Source organism: Paenibacillus sp. W4I10, assembly GCF_030816325.1.
GTDB classification, from domain to species: Bacteria; Bacillota; Bacilli; order Paenibacillales; family Paenibacillaceae; genus Paenibacillus; species Paenibacillus amylolyticus_B.
On record NZ_JAUSXX010000001.1, the window covers coordinates 3,988,154 to 4,010,490 of the forward strand.

At 48.2% G+C, this 22,337-nt stretch carries 16 protein-coding genes; 6 read left to right on the forward strand and 10 right to left on the reverse strand.

What is annotated here, in order from left to right:
• Positions 1 to 19 precede the first annotated feature (19 nt).
• Positions 20 to 1,753 (reverse strand): response regulator, encoded by a 1,734-nt coding sequence (locus QF049_RS18015; protein WP_307539388.1) that lies wholly within the window; start codon positions 1,751 to 1,753, stop codon positions 20 to 22.
• Positions 1,754 to 2,089: 336 nt separating this feature from the next.
• Positions 2,090 to 2,992 carry a tyrosine-type recombinase/integrase gene (locus tag QF049_RS18020; RefSeq protein WP_307539390.1) on the reverse strand — a complete coding sequence of 301 codons (903 nt, stop codon included), beginning with the start codon at positions 2,990 to 2,992 and terminating at the stop codon, positions 2,090 to 2,092.
• A gap of 169 nt (positions 2,993 to 3,161) precedes the next feature.
• Here QF049_RS18020 and QF049_RS18025 point away from each other — a divergent pair, with 169 nt between their 5' ends.
• On the forward strand, positions 3,162 to 3,362 hold the full coding sequence (locus QF049_RS18025) for a cold-shock protein (protein WP_017690333.1): 201 nt from the start codon (positions 3,162 to 3,164) through the stop codon (positions 3,360 to 3,362).
• A gap of 99 nt (positions 3,363 to 3,461) precedes the next feature.
• Positions 3,462 to 3,734: an HU family DNA-binding protein gene (locus QF049_RS18030; protein WP_124117202.1), complete on the forward strand. Its 273-nt coding sequence runs from the start codon at positions 3,462 to 3,464 to the stop codon at positions 3,732 to 3,734.
• A gap of 331 nt (positions 3,735 to 4,065) precedes the next feature.
• Here QF049_RS18030 and QF049_RS18035 read toward each other — a convergent pair whose 3' ends face one another.
• The 3 genes from QF049_RS18035 to QF049_RS18045 form a co-directional block, all read right to left on the reverse strand.
• Positions 4,066 to 4,710: a Vat family streptogramin A O-acetyltransferase gene (locus QF049_RS18035; protein WP_307539394.1), complete on the reverse strand. Its 645-nt coding sequence runs from the start codon at positions 4,708 to 4,710 to the stop codon at positions 4,066 to 4,068.
• A gap of 35 nt (positions 4,711 to 4,745) precedes the next feature.
• Entirely contained in the window at positions 4,746 to 6,434 is a 1,689-nt protein-coding gene (locus tag QF049_RS18040) for a methyl-accepting chemotaxis protein (protein ID WP_307539396.1), read from the reverse strand.
• A gap of 347 nt (positions 6,435 to 6,781) precedes the next feature.
• Positions 6,782 to 7,327 carry a helix-turn-helix domain-containing protein gene (locus QF049_RS18045; RefSeq protein WP_307539398.1) on the reverse strand — a complete coding sequence of 182 codons (546 nt, stop codon included), beginning with the start codon at positions 7,325 to 7,327 and terminating at the stop codon, positions 6,782 to 6,784.
• Between the two features lie 255 nt (positions 7,328 to 7,582).
• Between QF049_RS18045 and QF049_RS18050 the strand changes: the two genes are divergently transcribed.
• The 4 genes from QF049_RS18050 (at position 7,583) to QF049_RS18065 (ending at position 10,641) form a co-directional block, all read left to right on the forward strand.
• The gene (locus QF049_RS18050; protein ID WP_307539400.1) at positions 7,583 to 8,476 is read left to right on the forward strand and encodes an MBL fold metallo-hydrolase; all 894 of its coding nucleotides are present in this window, start codon (positions 7,583 to 7,585) and stop codon (positions 8,474 to 8,476) included.
• Between the two features lie 33 nt (positions 8,477 to 8,509).
• Entirely contained in the window at positions 8,510 to 9,511 is a 1,002-nt protein-coding gene (locus QF049_RS18055; protein WP_307539402.1) for an alpha/beta hydrolase, read from the forward strand.
• A gap of 114 nt (positions 9,512 to 9,625) precedes the next feature.
• On the forward strand, positions 9,626 to 10,015 hold the full coding sequence (locus tag QF049_RS18060) for a Rid family detoxifying hydrolase (protein ID WP_307539405.1): 390 nt from the start codon (positions 9,626 to 9,628) through the stop codon (positions 10,013 to 10,015).
• Positions 10,016 to 10,224: 209 nt separating this feature from the next.
• Positions 10,225 to 10,641 carry a DMT family transporter gene (locus tag QF049_RS18065; RefSeq protein WP_307539407.1) on the forward strand — a complete coding sequence of 139 codons (417 nt, stop codon included), beginning with the start codon at positions 10,225 to 10,227 and terminating at the stop codon, positions 10,639 to 10,641.
• Positions 10,642 to 10,761: 120 nt separating this feature from the next.
• Here QF049_RS18065 and QF049_RS18070 read toward each other — a convergent pair whose 3' ends face one another.
• From QF049_RS18070 to QF049_RS18090, 5 genes are all read right to left on the reverse strand, one after another.
• Entirely contained in the window at positions 10,762 to 12,765 is a 2,004-nt protein-coding gene (locus QF049_RS18070) for a CotH kinase family protein (protein WP_307539409.1), read from the reverse strand.
• A 147-nt stretch (positions 12,766 to 12,912) separates the two neighbouring features.
• A complete protein-coding gene (locus QF049_RS18075) occupies positions 12,913 to 17,346 on the reverse strand; it encodes an alpha/beta hydrolase fold domain-containing protein (RefSeq protein WP_307539411.1) in 4,434 nt (1,477 codons plus the stop codon).
• A 53-nt stretch (positions 17,347 to 17,399) separates the two neighbouring features.
• Complete coding sequence (locus QF049_RS18080; protein ID WP_307539413.1) at positions 17,400 to 18,950, reverse strand: extracellular solute-binding protein; 1,551 nt, start codon at positions 18,948 to 18,950, stop codon at positions 17,400 to 17,402.
• Between the two features lie 141 nt (positions 18,951 to 19,091).
• The gene (locus QF049_RS18085; RefSeq protein WP_307539416.1) at positions 19,092 to 21,500 is read right to left on the reverse strand and encodes a DUF4962 domain-containing protein; all 2,409 of its coding nucleotides are present in this window, start codon (positions 21,498 to 21,500) and stop codon (positions 19,092 to 19,094) included.
• A 34-nt stretch (positions 21,501 to 21,534) separates the two neighbouring features.
• Entirely contained in the window at positions 21,535 to 22,302 is a 768-nt protein-coding gene (locus tag QF049_RS18090) for an SDR family NAD(P)-dependent oxidoreductase (protein WP_307539418.1), read from the reverse strand.
• Positions 22,303 to 22,337: the final 35 nt, after the last annotated feature.

Below are 22,337 nucleotides of genomic sequence, written 5' to 3' on the forward strand. Positions count from 1 at the left end.
ACCCATCTGGACAAGAACTTCATCGAATCAAACCTTCACTTGCTGCCTGGGAAGCCTGTTTACGATATTCTTTCGGCGAGACACCAATATGTTTTTTGAAACAAAAACTGAAGTAGTTCGGTTCGGCAAAGCCAACCTGCTCCGCAATCTCAAATGACTTCAGCTCTGTCGAGCGAAGCAGTTCACGGGCTGCCTCCATTCGGATCTGCATCAGGTACTGCAGGAAGGTAAGTTGCACTTCTTTTTTGAAAATGCCACAAAAATAACCGGAGCTGATATGCAGATGTCCGCACACCTTCTGAATGGACAGGTCAGGGTCGGCATAATACTCTTTCGTGAAGACCAACGCCTGCTCGACAATATCCTTATATACATGCTGCCGTCCGCTGGCAATGCGATGTTGTACGAGTAGACAGACCTCCTGTACCTTCTTCTGTGCCTCAGTAAGACCCGGCAGTCGGAACAAATCCGCATACAACTGGAACCCTGCACCAAAGATGTCTTCCATCTCCTCCCCTGATGCCTGTGCTGCCTTCCATACTGTTGTTAATACTTCAATTAAATAGAGCTGAATATCACTTCGCCCGTGTTCCACTGTAATTTCCCCGAAAATGATCGCCAGTGCTTCCTCCAGCTCTGCTTGTGTACCTGCCTTCAGGCATCGTGTCAGCGTCTGCTGCTTCAATTCGTCGAACCGCAGCTTGCCCGCCGTCTGTCTCTCTACGTCCGCGATGTATATGATTGAATCCGTCCCGGGCACAAGCCGATAATCCAGTGCCAGCAGGGCATCTTCATAGGCATGATTCACATCCGCGAGTGTATCGACAATCTGACCAGATCCCACCGTAGCCGGGATACGTAAATAGTGGTTGATACTGCGCATCACATTTTCCAATGCCTTCTGTTGCCGCTTCGCTCCATCTGTACCGCCCGAGCGATCCACATAGAGCAGGACAATCGTCTCCTGATGCATAAAGGCATGACCAGCCCCATGCTCCGCCCAAACTTCTGCCGCAATATTAAGTGCAGCAAAGCGTTTCAGCTCAGCATCCTCAGATTGACGCAAGGAACCTCCGGGAACAAATATCTCAGACTGATCCGATACCTCGGATGTTGTTTTGTTATGTCGGTTTGGAGGCTCGTTTAATCCTCCCTCAGGTTTCTCCTTTTGTATATCTCCATCCATGTGCAGTGTCAATACGGACACCCCATAGCGTTCTCCTGTCAGATCCAATCCGCATTGTTTGGCTTTACTATGAATATATGTGGAGGATTTCTGCCGATGGAGCAAGGTCGCCATCAGATCTGCCTGTAATAAAGGCAAGCTGGTATGATAGTGCTCACGCAGCTGCTGTACATCTTCACGCTCAGCCACTTCAGCCGCCATCTGGGCGCGTAATCTTGTGAGCAGTTCGGTGAGATGCCCTGCCGAGAACGGCTTCAACAGATATTCATCCACACTTAACGAGATAGCTTGCCTCGCATAATCAAATTCATCATATCCAGTCAAAATGACCACCTTCACAAGTGGATTTCGCTTCCTCAATCTTTGGGCGAGTTCCAGACCATTCATGAAGGGCATGCTGATATCGGTCACCACAATATCCGGCTCCACCCGCTCCGCCATCTCCAATGCTTCCCGCCCATTCTCAGCCAAACCGACAATCCGCAGATCGAGCGCTTCCCAATCGACCTCTACAACAAGTCCTTCACGCACATCTTCTTCATCATCCACCAGCAGTACCCGGTACATGTTTGGATTCCTCCTTTTTATGACAGGCCGTATGCTCTAACAACTAATATATATGTGACATTGTGAATCATTGGATTTCTTATTGCTCACCGAAATTATGCCAAATGCTAAGGGCTCATGTTGATCAGTCCCGAGGTTGCCATCATAATATACAATATTATCAGGGATATGTAATCGCTTTCTTTAATAGAGGTAAGGCAACCCTGTCGGGCAGTGCCTAAGTGAAATGTGAAGGATCGTATATGAATGCTAAAGGTAGGTTAAAGTAATACAAACACGGAAAATTTCGAAGTACTTCTAATAAGAGGTGTTTTGATTCTGACTATAATTCAGACTTTATTCTTGTTCTTTACGATGATTCGTACTTAATGCTTTAAAATAAATCATTGTTGTATCTGGGTTGGTGTGTCCCATTATCTCGGCCAAACGGTGCAGTGGCGTATGCTCAGCCATGGCGTAGCCAAAACGATGACGCAGGTCGTGTGAACTCAGTCCTTCCAGCCCTGCTGTTATCATTACTTTTTTAATCAGGTGGCGCAATGCTCTCTCCGTTAAACGATCGTTTGTCTTCTCTGAAGGAAAAAGGTAAGCAGGATCGGTAGCGAGATCAGATAAGTACTGATTCAACATGACAACACACTGTATATTCAAAGGGATCTTACGTTGCACGTTGCGTTTATCGGCTCTCACTGTCAGATGACCATTCCGTCTACCAAGTTCGATATCATGAGGCTTGAGGTTGCATACCTCCATCGTTCGCAAGCCCGTGTGAAACATAAGGGTCAGGATGGTCTGATCACGAAGGGAATTACCATATTCCACTGCAGCGAGGAATGCCTGCTCTTCTTCGAATGTCATTCGACGTGGACTTACTTTGTCTTCCGGAATGAATTTTAGTGGTTTGGAAGGGTCCTGACTGAGCCTGGATTCCGCGACAGCCCATTTGAAAAAACGCTTCAGCGTAATCAACCTCCGGTTAATGGTGGCTGGTTTCAATAACATAACTTTGTGAGCATCTTCGCGATAGTTGACTAAAGTGGATGTATCCACGTCTTCGATTCGCAATGTCATTTCTTCGCTAAGCATGGTGCTTTCCTTGTACCATTCGATAAAGTGCTTCAGATCGCTTGCATATTCCTTCACGGTTTTGGGATGCAATTCTCCCTCAATGGCAAGCATATGTATGAATTCCTCTATCGTCGTTTCCCGCTGCACCGAAACCCCTGATGACTGATTCATTAGAAAATACCTCCAAATCTTGACTTATATTAGCGGACATGGTATTATAATATTAATCGATACATTAGCGGACATCAAGTCTGTGGTTTAAATGCACCAGGTGAGTGTCAATTTTTCAATAATACTCGTCATAATGATCGGCTAAAAACTTATTTTTTGGAGGAATCACATGCAAACAGGTACAGTGAAATGGTTCAACGCGGATAAAGGATTCGGCTTTATCGAAACTGAAGAAGGAACAGACGTATTCGTTCATTTCAGTGCAATTCAAGGTGAAGGTTACAAATCTTTGGACGAAGGTCAACGCGTTCAATTTGAAGTAACTCAAGGTAACCGTGGACCACAAGCTGAGAACGTTACTAAACTTTAATTATATGAAAGCTGCCTTATTAATAAGGCAGCTTTTTATTTACTCATATGTGTCACAGCAAAGTTTCCACATCCCAAGAATGAAAGCGAGGTATTCCCCATGGATAAAGAACAATTGATCACAGAAGTAGCCAAGGCTGGCGGTTTTTCCAAGAAGAATGCTGAAAAAGCTGTAACCGTTGTACTGGATTCAATTCTCGAAGCTCTCAAAGAAGGTAAAGAAGTTCAAGTCGTTGGATTTGGGAAATTCGAAGTACAGAAGCGTGAGGCAAGAACGGGAAGAAGTCGGAGAACAGGCAAAGAAATTCAACTGCCTGCAGGTAAAGTTCCTGTATTCACAGCAGGTTTAAGCATGAAAGAAGCTTTAAACTAAACAACGTAACAACCCATTGAAAAGAGGTTTTTATTCAAACACACAATGATAATATGGATTTAAATGTCGTGTTTACTACCGTTGATGATATCATTAACTTTTATTCTGGCAAACAGACAAACTCGGATCATGCAGAAGCTCATACTCATTTAAAGCCCCCATCAGTACAGTCTGATTGCAACCTACGACCACCCACCCGCTAAATTAACATTTCATCTTGGACAACAAGAGGCCCTGATCCGCTCAAAACGGTCCAGGGCCTGATTTGCTTGGGAAGCCGGCTCCGTCAGGAACCAGCTTTTTTGTCTTTTATGCACAATGGACAACCATCCTATTTGCTGTTCAGAAGTTCGCGCAAGATTTGTAGATCATATGTAGAGACAAGACGTTCCAAATGCGTATCCAGCCATTCCTCATCCTGATCCCACCACTTCAATTCCAGTAACAGAGCAATCGTTTCTTCGTCAAAACGCTTTTTAACAGTCTTGGCTGGATTACCACCAACAATCGTATAGGGTTCAATGTCCTTCACCACGGTTGAATTGGAGGCAATGATTGCCCCGTCTCCAATCGTGATACCAGGCATGATCGTCACATTCTGTCCAAGCCATACATCATTCCCCAGTATCGTGTCACCCTTATATGGAAGCTGCTCAAGTGTAGGTGTCACACGCTCCCATCCTCCACCGAAAATGTTAAAAGGATACGTCGTCATGCCCTCCATCCGATGATTCGCGCCATTCATAATGAATGTCACACCTTCCGCAATTGCACAGAACTTGCCAATAACCAGGCGATCACCAATAAAGTCATAATGATGTTGTATCCGGTCATAGAATTGCTCTGGCGGATTCGTGTTATCGCTATAATACGTATAATCACCAATGTTCACGTTGGAACGTGGCGGCAGGTTTTGAATGTAACATACCGTACGGATATTCTCATTTGGGAAAAGTTTTGTTTTATCAGGAGCCATAGTGCAGTCCCTCCTTTTCCCTATTGTAACAGATATTAAATCTTAAAAGGACTAAGTGAGGTCTGTAGCTCTGAGGACACATCGGACAAGATAGCCGCTGATGCTTTGATCTGCTCTACCGACTTAAGCTGTTCGTGCACTGAACCCGCCGCCTGTTGTGAATGGGTACTGGCCGTCTGTGCATGGCGAGCGATCTCATGTACGGAAGCCACAATCTGCTCCACACCTGCGGACATCTCCTCACTCGTTGCCGCCATGTCTTCAATCTCGGTGGCCATATAAAGGTTCGTATCCCGGATCAGACTAAAGTTTTGTTCTGTTTCCCGGGTCAAGCGCAGCCCTTCCTGCACGTCGTCTTTCACTCTCGACATCGCCGAAAGGGATTGCTTCATATCTTGTTCCATGGCTTCGACCAGTTGTTCAATACGATCTGAAGAATCACCAGCTTGTTCAGCTAGTTTACGCACCTCGGTAGATACTACAGCGAATCCCCGTCCATGTTCCCCGGCTCTTGCCGCTTCAATGGATGCATTGAGGGCGAGCAGATTCGTCTGATTCGCAATCTCATGAATGGTGGATACCATCTGGCTAATCTGTGCCGACTTCCCTTCCAGTAGACGAATGACTTCATCCGTTCTGGTAACAGAGGATTCAATTGTAGACATCTGCTGAACGGTACGTTGCACCGCTTCACCTCCGGTTTCTGCCTGTTTACGTGAATACAGTGCCGACTCGGAAATGCTGGAAGCTTTATCTGCCATGCGTTGTACGCCTATAGCCACTTCTTCCATCGCCTGCAGATTTTCTTCCGTGCTGATCGTCTGACGCTCCGCTCCCTGTGCAACTTGTTCAACAGAAGATGCGATCTGACCCGATTCATTAGCCGTCTGATCCGCAATCTTGAGCAGCAATCCAGTCGAATGCTCTGCTTTCTCCGCAGCTTGAAGTCCACCCTGAATGATCATCTGCAGATTACTTCTCATCTCATTGTATCCCGTGCCCAGCATGCCGATTTCGTCTTGAACGTCGTCCACAACCGGCTGTGTGAAATCGCCCGTCCCCGCACGTTTAATCGCCACAGATACCCGTTCGATTCTTGCTCTCACCCTGCGAACATACAACAGGATCAGGGTAATTGCGACCAACATTGCAAGCAGGAATACGATCAGGAATGTTTTGAGGAACGAGGAGATAATCACATCAATTAATGATTGAGAAGCACCAACATAGAAAATTCCGATAATCTCTCCGGATGCGTTTTTAATGGGTTCATAGGCCGTTTGATATTTCTGACCCACAACCACGGCTTCACCAAAATATTTTTCCCCTTGCTGCAAAACGGTCTGGGCGACCTCTTCTGATACCTTCGTGCCAACAGCACGCTTCCCATCCACCATAACATTTGTTGCAACACGTTCGTCACCTCGGAAGATCGTCACCGTGTCCCCGGATGCTTGTCCAATCTCATCCACCAGTTCGAAGTTGCCTTCCAATGCAGTATCTCCCTTGAATAATTGACCTTCTTTGATGGCCCAATCTCCTGGATACTTATATGTGATGATATGATTCGCCATCTCCAGATCTCGCTTCGCCTTCTCTGTAGCAAATGTCGTAATTCCCTGTCTCATCTCCAGAATTACACTTACCGCCACGGCTGAAGAGAAGACGATAAATATACTGATAACGATCAAACTGATTTTGGTACCGATGCTCATGCTTCGCATGTGTGTGAGCCACCCTTTTCCCTATGTAATTGTGGGGATATCCAAGCCAATTTCGATTCCGTTTCGAATATCACTATAGTCTTATCGGTAGTAGTAATCACATAATTTATAATGACGCAGTGATTTTTATCACAAAAATCGCATATTAAAATCAAATACTTTACGCATTCTCCGTAATCATGTAAGAAAGTCCTCCTGTCTGGAAATTCTGGTGAATGATTAAACAAGACGAATGTCCAAAATTCAATAACAGTGAACAATGGAATATTAAACCAAACAGAAAGAGCCACACCTCTTCCCTGCACGGAAAAGACGTGACCCTTTATCGGTAGGCGTGGGACATGAAATCAAAAAGTTGGAGGCGTTGATACGGCAATGACCACAGTCTCTCCTTTCCATGCATTTTTATAGCTATGTGGTGTCTTTGCATCAAAGTAAATACTGTCTCCCTCATCTAACGTATATCTGTCATTCCCTAGTACAAACTCCAAGCACCCTGTCTGCACATACAGAAACTCCTCGCCTTCGCTATGTCCTACCCCGATATTTCCAGAAGTCGCTCCTTCTTCAAGCACCCCCAATATGGGGCCCATCTTGTTTCTGCCTCCCTCGCTAAGGGAATACCATGTAATACGAGAGCCTTCAGAATGGACCAGCGGTTTACGTTCCTTTTTTCTCACAACAATACTTTGCTCTTTTTCTCCAAATAGATCGGTAAAATTTACATTCAACGCATTCGCAATCCGTTTTAGTACGCTGATGGATGGATTCGCTTTGTTTCTTTCGATTTCGCTGAGAAAAGATAAGGAGATGGAACCTGCTTTTGCCACATCTTTTAGGGTTAATTTCTGTTTTTTGCGGGTATTTCTGATTACCTCGCCTATAGAGTTCATTCTTCGTTTCTCCTGTGCAGTTATTTTTTTCGCTGTCAGCGAAATTTATATTTCGATCATAATTAAAATATTGAGCAATATCAAGCTTTCTTGCTAAGGTTCAGTTTCGGTGCAAAAACGTTGATTTAACAGCATTATTGGACTAAGATTTTAGTAAGGTTGATGTGCAAATATGATCCCGGGACATTTACACATAATTCTTTTATATATAGCATTTCATTTCCAGCGAAATTTCTAAGGAAGGCGATGAGCCATATGACTAAGCTGCCTAAGACTTATACTGTAGGCGACACTACGATTACCCGAGTCACGGAGATGGTAATCAGCGGCGTCCCACCAGAGATTTATTTCCCTGGTACATGGGACCCTTCATTTCTGAAAGAGAACCATCACTCCTTACCAGAGGGCTTAATTGACGAAAACTCACAACTGATCGTGAGTATTGGAACCTGGGTCGTGAAAACGCCTGATCATACTATTCTTATTGATACTGCTACAGGAAACGACAAGAACCTGCCACTGAATCCGGATCTTTCTAATCTGCAGTTGCCTTATCTGGAACGGCTTCAAGAGGCTGGTGTTACTCCGGAAGAAGTTAATTACGTGTTACTTACTCATTTGCATGTAGATCATGTCGGTTGGAATACGAGACTGATTGACGGCAAATGGATACCGACATTCCCGAATGCAAAGTACGTATTTCCGCTTACAGAACAAGAATATTACTCCAGCGAAGCAAGCCATAACAAAGTAAATGAAGTAAACTTCAATGTTTACGAAGAGAGTATACTTCCTATAATTGAGGCAGGCATGACAGAGACCATCGGTCCAGAAGGCGGGAAGTTTCTAGACATATTTACATTCATTCCGACTCCAGGTCACAGTATTGGGCAAATGTCCATACGTCTCTCGTCCGGTGGCGAAGAAGCTTTGTTCGGCGCCGATATCATGCATCATCCATTACAGGTCTTAAGACCAGACTGGAATTCGATGTACTGTGAATTTGCTGATCAGGCTCGGACCTCACGGCGCTGGGCTTTAGAATACATCGCCGATCGTCCCATTATTTATTTCAGCACACATTTTCCAGAGAGTTCTGCCGGCTATGTCACCCGAAGTGAAGACGGCTTCAACTGGCGCTTTATATAAAATATATTTCATCAAAGAGAGGCGAAACCTATAATGTCTAATCATACATTCAACAAATCGATCTCCCTCGTATCTGAGAATTTTATGATAGCCAGTGATACGCCTGGAATTGAACTATCCGTCCTTAATAAACGTCCTGCATCTATGAAGGAGTTCTCAAATGAGAAGACAATCGTCATGGTCCATGGTGCGACGTATCCCATTGGCAGCCTGTACGATGTAGAGCTAGACGGGTTTACTTTCCTAGACTACCTCGCAAGTCATGGCTATGACGTCTACGCCGTAGATGTTCGTGGTTATGGCGGGTCCACAAGACCGCCGGAAATGGAACAACCAGCCGATCAGAACCCTCCGCTTGTCCGTACTGAAACCGGAGTTCGCGATTTTGGCTCAGCTGTAGATTTTGTCCTGCAACATCGCAATCTGTCGAAGGTCAATATCCTTGGGATGTCTTGGGGTGGGACAGTCGCCGGTGCATATACAAGCCGTAATAACAACAAAGTGAACAAACTCACCCTTATCGCTCCTCAGTGGCTAAGCAACAAACCTATTCCTATCGATACCGGCGGGCCGCTTGGCTCTTACCGCCTTGTTCCGGCAGGTACTACGAAGGAACGCTGGTTAAGTGCTGCTCCTGAAGGGAAACGCGATAGCCTGCTCCCTGAGGGTTGGTTCGAAAAATGGGTTGAAGCCACTCTGGCTACTGATCCTATTAACAAAACTGAACACCCGGAGCATATTCGCGCTACCAACGGACCGATTTTGGACATCCGTGAATATTGGACAGTGGGCAAAGCCTTCTATGAACCTAAAGATATCACTGTACCTGTACTCCTCATTCATGCAGAGTGGGATATTGATGTACCGTTAGATTTGGCACAAAATTTCTTTACCTCCTTAACCGGAGCTGCTTATCGCCGTTGGGTAGAGATTGGTGAAGGTACTCATATGGTACTGCTCGAGAAAAATAGAGTTCAAGCATTCCAGGCTGTTCAAGCATTTCTGGATGAGAACTACGCACCAGCGGGTCAATAACACGCAGTTAGCGGTTTTCAAACCGATCTGAGACCCGCAGCTTATTGCCGCGGGTTCTTCATTACACTTTACAGATAAACAACCTATCTATACCTTAAAGGAGGAAAATAGTCCATGAATCACACGGTTATTACATCCACACAGGCGCCGGCAGCAATCGGTCCTTATTCGCAAGCAATTATGACTGATCATACGTTGTACACTTCCGGAATACTTCCGATCAATGCTGAGGGCAAATTACAGGAAGGCATTGTTGCACAGACCGGCCAGATCCTGACGAATCTTCAGAACGTGTTATCAGAAGCTGGCTTAACCCTGGAAGACGTTGTGAAAACATCTGTCTTTATGACAAACCTGGATCACTTCGGTGAAATGAATGATATGTATAGCAATTATTTCGGTAACCATCATCCTGCAAGAACCACTGTACAGGTAGCCAAGCTGCCACGCGGCGCGGAGATTGAGATCGAACTGGTTGCCATCAAGCGTCCACTTAACCAATAAAACTACTATTGGATTAGTCAAACTTTTGAAAGAAGGCGCATCGGCTTGCGAACTTATCTACTTCTCTTACTTTGTGCGACTCTATATGGAAGCAACTTCGTATTCGGCTCCCTTGTGCTACAGGAATTTCCTGCCATGCATCTTTCCGCATACCGCCTTGCCATCTCCTCTGTGTTCCATTGCTTGCGTTCTCCGGTTCTACCATCCTGATGAGAAAACTCACCCAAAGAATGGACGCACTCGAAGCAACTGCCTATTCAACGCTGCTCGGCTGTATGCTCGTGTTCCCGGTGGCTGTATGGCAACCCCATGAACAAAGTTCTCATTCCTTGATATGGTGGGCGCTCACAATTGGTTCTGCTTTACTCATCCAGGGTTTATGTGCAGTCATCTGGAACAATCAGATTCAAAAAGTTGGTGCCGCCAAAGCATCCATATTTCTCAATCTTCAACCATTTGTCGCTATGTTGGTTGGATTCTTCGTGCTTGGTACTCCCGTCACCTTCGTTCAAGTTGGGGGTTCCATCCTCATTGTATGCGGTGTAATTCTATCAACGATACAGAGATTACCAAAAAGAGTAAATACTTATAACAACGTTTTAACGTTATCAATAGAGAAAGAATAATTCGATTAGAACTTAAGTACGAAGAACAGCGATTAGAATACACCAAGGGATTCGATGAGTTATCGAATCCCTTTTTCTTGCTTCTTAGCGGCAGAATGACAGCCAGGCAGAAGATCGTTTTTATTGGGAGCTAAGACTTACCTGTGCAGCGATTTGATCCCAAGCCACGGTCAATCCCAGTCCTTCAGAGATGAAACGAACGGGCACGAGTGTGCGACTGTTTTGAATGATCGCGGGTGCATCAATTTCAATTATCTCTCCATTTACCGTTGCTGTGCTGCTTCCGATCTTGAGCACAAGGGTCTGATCATGCAGAACAGCCGTTACCGTCTTCGCCGTTTTGTCCCAAGTCACTTCTGCACCAAGTGCTTCGAGGATTGCATTCACAGGTACCATCACTCTTCCACTTTGCTCTAGCGGGTCCTGGTCCGGGAATGTAATCGATTTACCATCGAGTGTTACGGAAATGGTTTTGTCCGTTGCTCCGGATGAAGTATTGGATCCTGTCTCTTCCACAGTCTCCGGCAAAGGTGTCACTTCACGTCCCAGTTGCTCTTGCAGATTCGCAAGACGGTTCAGTGCAAATGTCGTCTGTGATCCGGCTGCCATGGAGCCCATGCCTCCGCCCCCACCGCCGCCAAAGTTACCACCAGGGCGTGTCTGAGTATTTCCTGTATTCGTTGTTGGATCTGTTGCATCATTTCCAGTTTTGGCACCCGGCTGAGTTGGAGGTGTTGTTCCATCTGGAGGTGTCATTCCTTCGAAACCTTCAGGCGGCGTCATACCTTCCATGCCTTCAGGTGGGGTCAAGCCTTCAAATCCTGCTGGTGGTGTACCGCCCATACCACCTGCCGAGTCTGCATTTGCAGAATAAGCGATGTTGGATTCGAACTGTTCTGTCGTATAAAATTTCGTGGGATCTGCTTCCACATAAGGACGAATCTCATCGGCAAGGCCAGTAATACGATCCTGAATGCCTTCCATATAGTCTGTCAGTTCATTGACGTAGCTCAAATATTTTTCCTTATACTCCGGCACAGCAAGCAGGTTATTAATCATCGGTACATTTTCCATGTTAATGCCCAGTACGGGCTCGTCCACAGATACGTTTGTTGCGTTGGTGTTTGTCGTGGTTGAGCCGGTTGTTGTGCCACGTCCACCTCCACCCGAGTACCCGTTGAAGGACATGTTGAAGTCCCAAGGAACAACGGTGAACTTGCCAGCGGCATCACTGTAGAGCATGTAGTTGTGTCCTTTGTCGCCGTTATAACTGTCATAGTTGCCAAAAACCATGTTGCCTGCAATATATTGAAGCGCCGAATCCACGTCCAGCACACTCTCGATATCACCCTTTTCGCCTTCTGGCATCTCGTTCAGCGTTTGGATGAAGGTTTTTAGTTTGGCTTTGTCCTTATCCGTACCCAAGTCTTTGGTGAGTGTACTGTAGTCACTGCCCTCTACATATTGAAGATAACTCTTCTCATCCGTATCATAGAGCACGCCTTCTTCGTAATCCTCACCGTAATTGCGTTCCAAGTAACTGTCATCTACGGCTTCAACCCCGGTGTAGAAACCTACCAGTTCGCCATTAACATACAAATTGACGTAGTTTGTCATCGGCACATCCATGCCGATACTTCGAAGCGCTTCATAGTGCAGAATTTCACGCATGTAGGATGGATCAGCATAGTTGTTATTCAGCACCATTTTGTCCAGTCCGAGCAAGGTTTGTGTTTTATCGTATTTGTCGAACTTCAGTCTGAAGCTGTATCGATCCGAATCCTCCATCGAGGCTACGGCTTTCAGGGTCAGGTTCCCCTTGGTCGAGAAACCAACGTTATCCAGCTTGTTGCCGTCCACTTCCACACTTACCTTCTTATAATCCTTATCCAGCGGGCTTTCGAGCATACTCTTCCAGTCTGCATCATCAATCGTTACATTCACATCAATCACGTTGTCCGTCTGGAACAACGATTCATAAGCCTGCGTTAAGCCTGCACTCACGGTTGTCGCTGTGCTCTCTGCGGCAAATGCCGCATTTGGACCAGCCATCAGGCCAAAAGATGACGTTACCATAGTCACGGACAATGCCGTTACTGCAACTTTTCGTAATAGAATATTCAAATGATGAATCCTCCTTCTTGGTTCCTGTTAAGCAACTGAGGCTTATGTAACCATGGTAGAGGACGAACCTTTAGTGAATCTTAAATCAATGATTAAAAAAAGTAGCCCCTCAGGCTGGATACCTGCCAGGCTACTTATTCTGATTCTTTATAACTCGGTAACGGTCACACCTTCTGCTTTGTAGTAATCCTCATCTACATTGTTTAGAATGTTAGCCTTTAGCAGAATGCCAACTCCGGCAAACAGTCCGATTCCGTTTGTGTTACCTTCGATTTGGTTATTTTCAATCAATACATTCTCGGGGTTCCCTTCGCCGATATTGCCAGCTCCAGCATCGCCTTTGTCGCGCTCAAGCCGTACGCCCCAGTATCCACTGGCAGTATTGTTACGAATCACATTGCCACGAATCACCGTGCCCGGTCCGTTCAACACTTTGATCCCTACTGCCTCTGCAATCATAGTGGTATTCTCGATGAGATTATCCTCAATTAGGGTATCGGGGGTACCCATGGTTACCGAAATACCGATTCGACTGTTCGTAATTGTGTTGTCATGAATGTAGTTCCCTTTGCCAGACTTGCTGTGGTTACTGGGCGCCGCCCCCCCGGTATTGCCGAGCCCAATCCCTGCGCCTGTCAATACGTCCGTAATGACATTGCCGGAGATTTCATTCAAATACTCCAGTTCACCATGAAGGTCGATGGCGTCCAACTTTGTTCCGTTAAATGCATTGCCGCGTAACACGTTATTGTGAGCCACAAACTGAATCAGTGCTCCATGTCTGAGATAAGGACCTTCAAATGTACTGTCCTCCACCACATTCCATAACGTATCATTGTCAAAGCCGAGTCGATCGGTCTTGGCCGTTCCCTGAATCGAAATTCCGTAACCTGAACCTCCAGGGCCCAGATCTGTTGCATTGCGGAAGGTTGCATGCTTCACAACAACATCGCGGCTGTGCTCAATTCGGATAGCCATTCGTTTGAACTTTTCCACAATTACGCCGTCAATCGTAATGTCATACGATGGTACCTCGCCATAATTGGCAATATGAATCAGACTATCCGGCCCCCCTGCGGAGGGATTATTGGATTGATGATCAGTCGTGTAGCTGCCGGACCAGGATGAAGTTAGGGTCATGTTGGATACGAGAATGCTATGCTGAGCTGATGCCTTCAGAACGGCACTGCCCGTCACCTGATCCAGCGATGTCTGGAGCACGGTTCCTTCACGGCTCTCCCCTCTCAGATTCACCCCGGATTTGAGCATCAAATTGGTGGCTCCATCCGGCCCGGATAACAAATTGTACACTCCATTGGGTAAAAACACTTCATCACCCACGTTAGCCTCATCAATGGCGGCCTGTATTGCTGGTCGGTCATCACTCGTGTTGTTGGCAGGATCTGCTCCATAATCCCGTACATCAATTGTACGTCCGGTCACGGCATGTGGAGCATGGACAGCATGTGGTGTGCCATCTGTTTCCGTCAGACCTGGAGCGATAAAGGGCATCGTCCCTTCAGGTGGTTGTGGCACGACGTATGGAATCAGAGCCACAGGTGTCCCTCCCCTTGCAAAAGGGGCATACAGATGCACATCGGTCAGACTTGTGTAAATACTTGCATCGGAATTGCCATGCCCGGTGATCCGTACATAACGTACAGAAGTGTCTGGGATATCAAATGCCTGCATTTCGGTTGTATCCCCACTGCTTTCGCCGTTAAATATCTGGGTCCACTGCTCACCGTCAACAGACGATTCCATCTCAAAAGATGTCTTTCGGACATCCCCTTTGTAAAAACCAATCCCAACATAGCCCACTTGCTGAACCTGACCCAGATCATACGTGATCCATTGCCCCTCTCCTGCAACAGACCAGCGTGTATAACTGTTATTGTCGAGGGTATTGGCCGCCAGGTTGCCGTCACTACCACTTGCCGTGACAGAAGCCACAGGCAGGGACGATACTGGAACGCCAAGGGTTGTCATTTCGGTTGATAATGCACTGCTGATGTTGCCCGCTTCGTCAATCGCCCTCACTTGAAATGTATATGGTGTTTCCGCTGCAAGTCCGCTGTCCCGGAATGACTGCTTACCTTGTTCGCTCAGCAGAACTCCATCCCGATAAATCCGGTAGGCAGATACAGCCGTATCGTCACTGGCAGCAGGCCATCTCAGTTCCGCAAAATCCGTTCCCCAGTTGCGAATCTCCAGCTCGGCTCCCTGCTCCCATTCGGGTGACTGCGTGTCACTGCCCTCTTCAATCAAAGCAATGACAGATAACTGTGGACGCGGATTACTCGTTCCGTTCGCTTCCTTGGTGTATACGTTCACGGAAACACCCGTTGATTCCGCATCCGCAAGCAAAAACGCAACCTGCCCCGCATCTGGACGACTCTTCACCATATCGGTTACATCCACTTCATAGACGGCTGGGCTTCCATTCCGATCTGCCGTAACCTGGAATGTGCCCAGCAGCGAACCTTCGCTCAGACTTTGGACCGGAGCATTCGACCAGGTTAACGAAGATTCGCTCCAGTCTGTTTCATTCAAACCGTACAGAGACAACTTGGTATCAACATTTGATGTGCCTTTCTTGGCCGCAATCCGCAATCGATACCGATCTCCTTCCGGCTCATTTCCGGACATATCAAATTTGAAGTACACATATTTTTGGGTCGTTGAAGTGGAAGAAATGCTTAGTAATCCGGTGCTGGAACCTGTAGACTGATTGAAATTCAAGTCAGGCTTGCTGCTGTCAATCGCCGCATCGTCGCTTGGCAGCTTACTGGCGATGACCTTTTCAATCAACGGTTTTTCTTCATCCACTTCTTCATCTCCAGGCGAAGTGTCTTCAGGATTGCTTTTGAAAATTATTGTCTCCGTAACGATCCGGTTCTTCACATGTTCATCCAGGAAGGCCCATGCCTCTGCGTTCGCAGTCTCGGAAGCCGTCCCTGTAAATCCATGGCCCTGGCCAGGTACGACTTTCATATCCACAATCGGCACACCCGCAGATTGAAGCTGTCCCGCCAAAGTAACACTGTCGGTATAAGGAATGGTGGCGTCAGCATCACCGTGCCGAATCCAGAATGGTGGATCATCCGGTGAAGCATAGGTGCCCGGCATGGCAAGTCTGGCCTGTTCCGGTACATCGAATGCACGGTGCCCGCCAAGCAGAGCCGTGACCGAGCTATAGTTATTGGCAAATGTCGTCGTAAAATCAGCGGGTCCATACCAGTCGGCGACCGCCTGCACTTTGTCGGAATACTCAGGCCATCCGCCGGAACCTTCCAGATCAGGTACATCTACCGTCACCCCTGTATCGAGCTCTACAGTGTCACCAGCGACCATGTCCCCTGTTGTACCGAGCAATGCAGCCAGATGTCCGCCCGCCGATGATCCCCAGACACCAATACGGCTTGGGTCCAGATTGTACTGCGCCGCATGAGCTCGCAGGTATCGAATAGCAAGCTTCACATCCTGAATCTGGGCAGGGAAAGGTGCCTCAGGCGTCAGTCGGTAGTCCAGAGACACACCGATGTAACCGCGTTTGAGTACATAGTTGCATATGGAGTTCAGTGCCTGCTTCCGGTCCCCGTGATTCCATCCACCTCCATGGATATAAACCATGACTGGCATCGGTTCAGCTGCCGCTGTCTCGGGAACGGCAATGGATGAATACATCGCCCGCCCACCAGCCATGCCGATCTCCACATCCTCGTATAAAGTCACTCCTTGGGGTGGCGTAAATTCAGTATCCCCTTCTCCAGGCGGCACTGGGGATGGGGCAGGCGTTATGCCGGGAATGGCTTGACCGTAAATGGCAACATTGTCGATATACATGTTGGCCTGCATGGCGTCTCCTGTCCGAAATCGAATTTTAACCTTGCTGTTATTGTTCGCTTCCGAACCCAGCGTCCAGCTTTTTAGCGTATTGCCTTCCTTGTTCTTCAGGTCCGGGGTGCCCGGGGGAAGTTCAAATGTCTCCAGCATTGCCCAGGATGTACCACCATCCTTCGACCATTCAATAATCACACTTCCACTTATATAGGAGGAAGCACGCGTGTAGTAGCTCAGCCGAATATTTCCGTACCCAGTCAAGTTTAGAGGCAGTGCAAGCGCATCGGTTCCGTCCATCTTGATCATATTGGGCAGCGAGGGAGCAGTTGTGGAAGATGACGTCTTGGCCTTGCTTCCTCCTCCCCCTTCCTGGAGCCAAGGAGCTCTCAATGCAATTCCGCCTGTAGAGCCAAAATTATCCGGGTCATCAAAGTTTTCCGCGTATATCTCCAACTCCGGGCCCTCCGGTTCCGAGAGATTTTCTCTTTCTTCCTGTGTAGGTTTGAGAATAGAGCTAGGAACAGCATCTTCCATCGCCCGAACTTCATGCACGGGAACGATGGTGCCGTTAATGAGAATCATAGACATGGCAACAAGGACAACGCGCTTTTTCCACGTTTTGAACAATTTATTCACTTGTATCCCCTCCGCACGGTAGTCCAATCTTCTGACGTTATACCTTTGCGATCTGTCCGTTCTCCAGAGCTGCTGCTTCTTGTTGACTTGTTTCTTCCGCACGGTGAGCAGGACATCCTATTGTTCGTGGTAATCATTGCTTATACCGCACAATTCTAGCGACGCGGCAAAGATATGCCTTCCCCGTCCTTGAATTTCTGAGTGGCTTCCTCAATGGCCTGATCGCCACCTTTGGATTTCCATTCCTCAACTACCTTCGGCCAATCGGAGATCGGCTCCTTACCATAAACCATCTTGATCATGTGAGTAAGCAATACCTGAGGGGGTGTATCCGAATTGGGAGCAATCTCCGGATTCTGTACAAAGGCCTCCAACCGCGGATCAAAGTTGATGCCATCCCGACCTTCTTTGGCTAAAACCGTATCATAAATATTCATCAACTTTCTGCCTTCTTCAGTCAGGGATAGGGAGCCTTTGTTGTATGTTGTGTCCTGTACAAACCATAAGAAGGATTGACGGTAACGCTCCTCGTCCACGCCAGCAGAGTCTGTCGGAGCTGTATATGCAATCACACCATTATCCTCTGTATAGGTCTCTCCTTCCGTGCCGTACGTGAAGAATTTCTCCGCTTCGTCAGACACCATCCAGTTGAAGAAACGGATAATGGAAGCCGGATCAGCCGCATCCTTATTGATAAAGTAGGCACGTGTCACCGGACCGTACAGATAGTAACCACCTTTACCGTCCGGGCCAACAGGCGAAGGGATAATTTCGATTTTGGCATCGGGAACCGACGCTTTAATCTGCTTCTCCCATTGAATCAGTTCGTTGGCGTTCATGGACCACATGCCCGCCTTACCGGAGAGAATCGTATTTTTGAATACCGTCGAATTGATGGTCGCGAACTCTTTGTTAATTAGCCCTTCCTCGTACATCGTCTTATAGACCGTCAGGGCTTGCTGCATATTCTCGTTATCCATGAACTTAGGTACAATCTGGTCACCCTGCTGCTCCATCATGGAGAGGAACTGTTGCACATCATAGGCACCAAAGAAGGTATCTGCATATTTGAAATCTTCACGCCCCATATATGGATTCTCCACGCCAAGCTTTTTAAAGGCACGCAGAACTTCCAATGTTTCATCCACCGTGGTGGGCACAGGCAATCCCGTTTGATCCAGCAGATCCTTACGAATCCAGGTTGCCCGGCGGGATGGATTGGATAAATATTCGGGGATGGCATAGATCTGGCCGTCATGGGTGACCTGGTCCCATGCTTCCTTCGGCACGGCTTTCAGCAAATCTTGCCCATACTGCTGCAACAGCTCATCCAGCGGCTGGAATACTCCGGCTTCGACCGAACCGGCCATCTCCTTGCCGTTGACGCCGCCATCACCCTGCACCACATCAGGAATATCGTTGGTGGCAAACATCTGGACCATTTTCTGCTCATATTCCTTATGAGGCACAAGCACGATTTTCAGATCACTATTGGTCAGTTCCTCTAGCTTTTTAACCCATTTATCCTGGTTGATGTCCGGTGACTTCTCCACATACGTATACGCCAGCGTTCGCAGTGACATGGAGAACCTTGTCTTGCCGTCTCCCCCATTCTCACCGGATTCCGCCCCGCTTCCCTTGCTGCATCCCGCCATGAAGGTTGCCGCCAGCAATAGCGCCATGCCTGTGACCATCCACTTTTTCATGCTACCCCTCTTTTCATCCTGATTTAGGTTTAGGTATCACTTGTAGGTGAAGCGCTTTCATTAAGATGATAAAACATCCCCACCGCCTGCAACAATGGGGATGTTTTAGATGAGATTGCGTTTTCTTTAGGTCATCACTTATTAGTACGTCTTGGATACCTCGATCTTCTTTGTTACACCGTTGTCGGTAAAATAGAGATGGATACCGTGATCCTGATCATCGATGAAATAGGGGACATACTTCGGCTCCTCGATCTTATATGGTACAAGCAGCGTAACAATTGTATGACTTGTGGCAGGCCGGGTTTCCGCGCTCAGATGATAATGCCTATCCAGCCCTTCGTACTCTGAGGGGTCCACCTCTGCAAATTGATCCGTCTGGCTCAGCGCCAGCTCACCGGAGGAAGCATATACAAATGTTCCCTCAAGCCCCGCCTTAGTACCATTCAGGCGGAAGCTCTGCCCTTTCAGCTGCAGCGGGTACAGTGCATGGAACAGCCATTGGACGCTGTCCGGTTTCTCCAGGTCAATGTGGTCCACAATGACGAAATAGGATGATTGCAGATAATGAATCTCCCGTACAACACGCTTCACATGGGGTACGGTGCTGGCATAGGCATCAGTCGCTACCGCGCGTACATAACCATCGCCATCCCGCCAATAGGCCTCTTCGATCTGTCCGGTTGCGGCCATATTCAGCACCTTGTTGTTCTCGGCATACTGCCCTGCTCCGCCAATCAGCAGATTGTTTTTGGAGCGTGTCTGCCTGCGCCATTCCCGGTGAAAGGAACTTCCGTGCGCGATATAATAGCCCGTATCCGCCGCGAGCGGCTCACCGAATGCATGCAGAGTAAAGCTGTTCTGATCAGCATGACTGTGACTGATGGAGCCATAACGGCTCGACTTGAGCAGAAGCATCATATGCTCATCCGGATCGTCCATCCGGTGATGCATGGCTACCCACCCCACATCACGGAACCACTTCAGCGGCTCGATGTCCACAGGCGACTCTTCCTCCACCTGCGGATAATCGTGGCGGTATACTAATTCGTCAAAGTGGAAGTCCCACCAACCGTAGTTATAAAAAGCACCCTCTGTCCCCGGATCGGATTGGCGTACACGCTCAAAATACCACTGGTACCAGCGATTGCCTGTAACCCCAGCCAGTTGGCGCACAAGATAACCTGTTTTCAAGTTTACCGGGTCACCCAGCGTAGACTGGTCCCCAAAGCTGGCGCGCCGTGCATCGGGCGGGTAGACGTAGAACGGAAAATCCCCGGTACGCTGGAAGAATGGTCGACGGAAAAAGTCGATACCCGCATAGTTTCGCAGCAAATTCATCGCTTCGGTCACATAGGCCATGCCTGTTGTCCAATACATCGGGCCTTCGGCCCATCCCCCATCACTGCCACCCCAAGGGGAATACAGACAGGCATAATAATCGATTGCATAATCTAGCCACTCTGCAGCCTGCTGCTCCTCATGCAACAAGGCCATACAGCAGGGCACAAGTACTGAGGACAATGAACGCACCGCATGGCTGTCATAGGGCACATGATGAATCTTCGAGCGGACCATCACATGCTGGGCTACCTGTTCTGTCCGCCGCAGCAAACTGCGCCTTACCACTTCCTGCTCTTCACTGTTCAACTCATCATGCAACCAGTCATAACCCCAAGCAAGCGCAGCGGCAACCCGAAAGGCCGCCTCGTCATTATAATCGCGGGAGGTTGTTCCCTCCGTATCCCAAGCTGCCACATGCAACAGCCAGGTTTTCGCCGCTTCAAGCAGCCGTTCGTCTCGAAGCACCCGTCCAGCGATACTCAGATGACGAATCGCATATAACACTTCCTGACAGTCAATGTACATTTGCCTCCAGAGTACGGCGACACGTTTGTTCTCCGGATAAGGCTGCGGTTCACGAATGGGCTCACGGTTTGCCCACGGCTCCACGGAATTTGCCATAAACGCATCCCAGCCGCAGTATGTAGCATCGGACGCAACACCATCGGCAAGTGCATTCAGTCCACGCTCACCAAGCCACAGCCGTGGGTGAGACGTGTCTGTGGAAACGTATCGCTGTGCCCGGGAGGGTAGCGGTGTCTCGGGTAATCCCACTGGTACAGTGAACCGCCGCACCTCACTCCAAGCCGACATTTCCCCTTGCTTCCCTTGCGAGGCATACCCTTCGACTTCAGTCCCTTGCTTCCCCTGTAAGACGTCCGCTTCGGCTTCGCTTCTTTGCTGCACTAGATGATCTACAAGCAACGCATATCGCCAATAATAATCCCCTGGTTCAAACACCCGGTCTGGCGTGAAAAAGTTATACGGAAGCGGCGCAAAGGTCATCGTCTCTTCTTCCTGAAAAGAAGGGCTCGCCGACACTTGCAGCAGATAGGCATTCTCATCCTCCTGCTGTGCCGCCATCCAGGTAAACCTTGGCGGGTTCTCTGCCAGAAAGGTATGCTCGTCAGGAGCGTAGTCCACATGGAACGGCCCGCTGATGGGTTGGTACAACGATCTTTCTGCAAGCTTTCGCTTCACTTCCATTGTTTTGTCCCCTCCTTATCGCAATGTTGTAACATCAACGCATATACATGCCGCCATTGATTTCAAGCGTCTCTCCGGTTATAAAAGAACCCAGGTCGGAACACAGGTACAACGCCGCTCCTGCGACATCATCGGGAGTTCCTTCCCGTCCAAGCGGGATGCTGTTTACCGCAGAAGACCGACCTTCTGCTGAGGTGAATGTAGCATGGAACGCCGTCTGTCCGATGAAGCCCGGTGAAAGGGCATTGACCGTAATCCCCCCAGGGGCCAGCTCTTTGGCGAGTCCTTTGGTTAACGCAATGACGGCCGCCTTAGATGCTGCGTATATAGCTGCACCCGGCCCGCCCCCATTATGAGCCGCTACGGAGGTCAGATTGATAATTCGCCCGCCTCCAGCTGCCTTCATGCCAGGAATGACTGCTTTGGAGACAAAGACGGTGCTCTTCAGATTGACATCCATAATTCGGTTGTACAGCTCCTCACTCATCGTTTCAATGGGGCTTCGCTCCACCAGATGTCCCGCGTTGTTAACCAACAGGTCAATTGGACCGCCGAAACGGAGTGTAATCTCTTCAACCATCGCTCTGATCGCATCCGTATCCGTCACATCTGCCTGAAATGCCGCCGCTTCACCACCAGCATCCCGGATCGCAGCTACAACCTCTTCAGCCCGCTCCATGTTATGCAGACCATTCACAGCAACCTTCGCCCCGCAACGAGCCAACGCTCCGGCAATAGCAGCGCCAATTCCACCACTGGAACCTGTTACCAATGCAATTTTGTTCTGTAAATTGATATTCATGTTTGATCTTCCTCCCTGTTATTGGTTTCAAACAC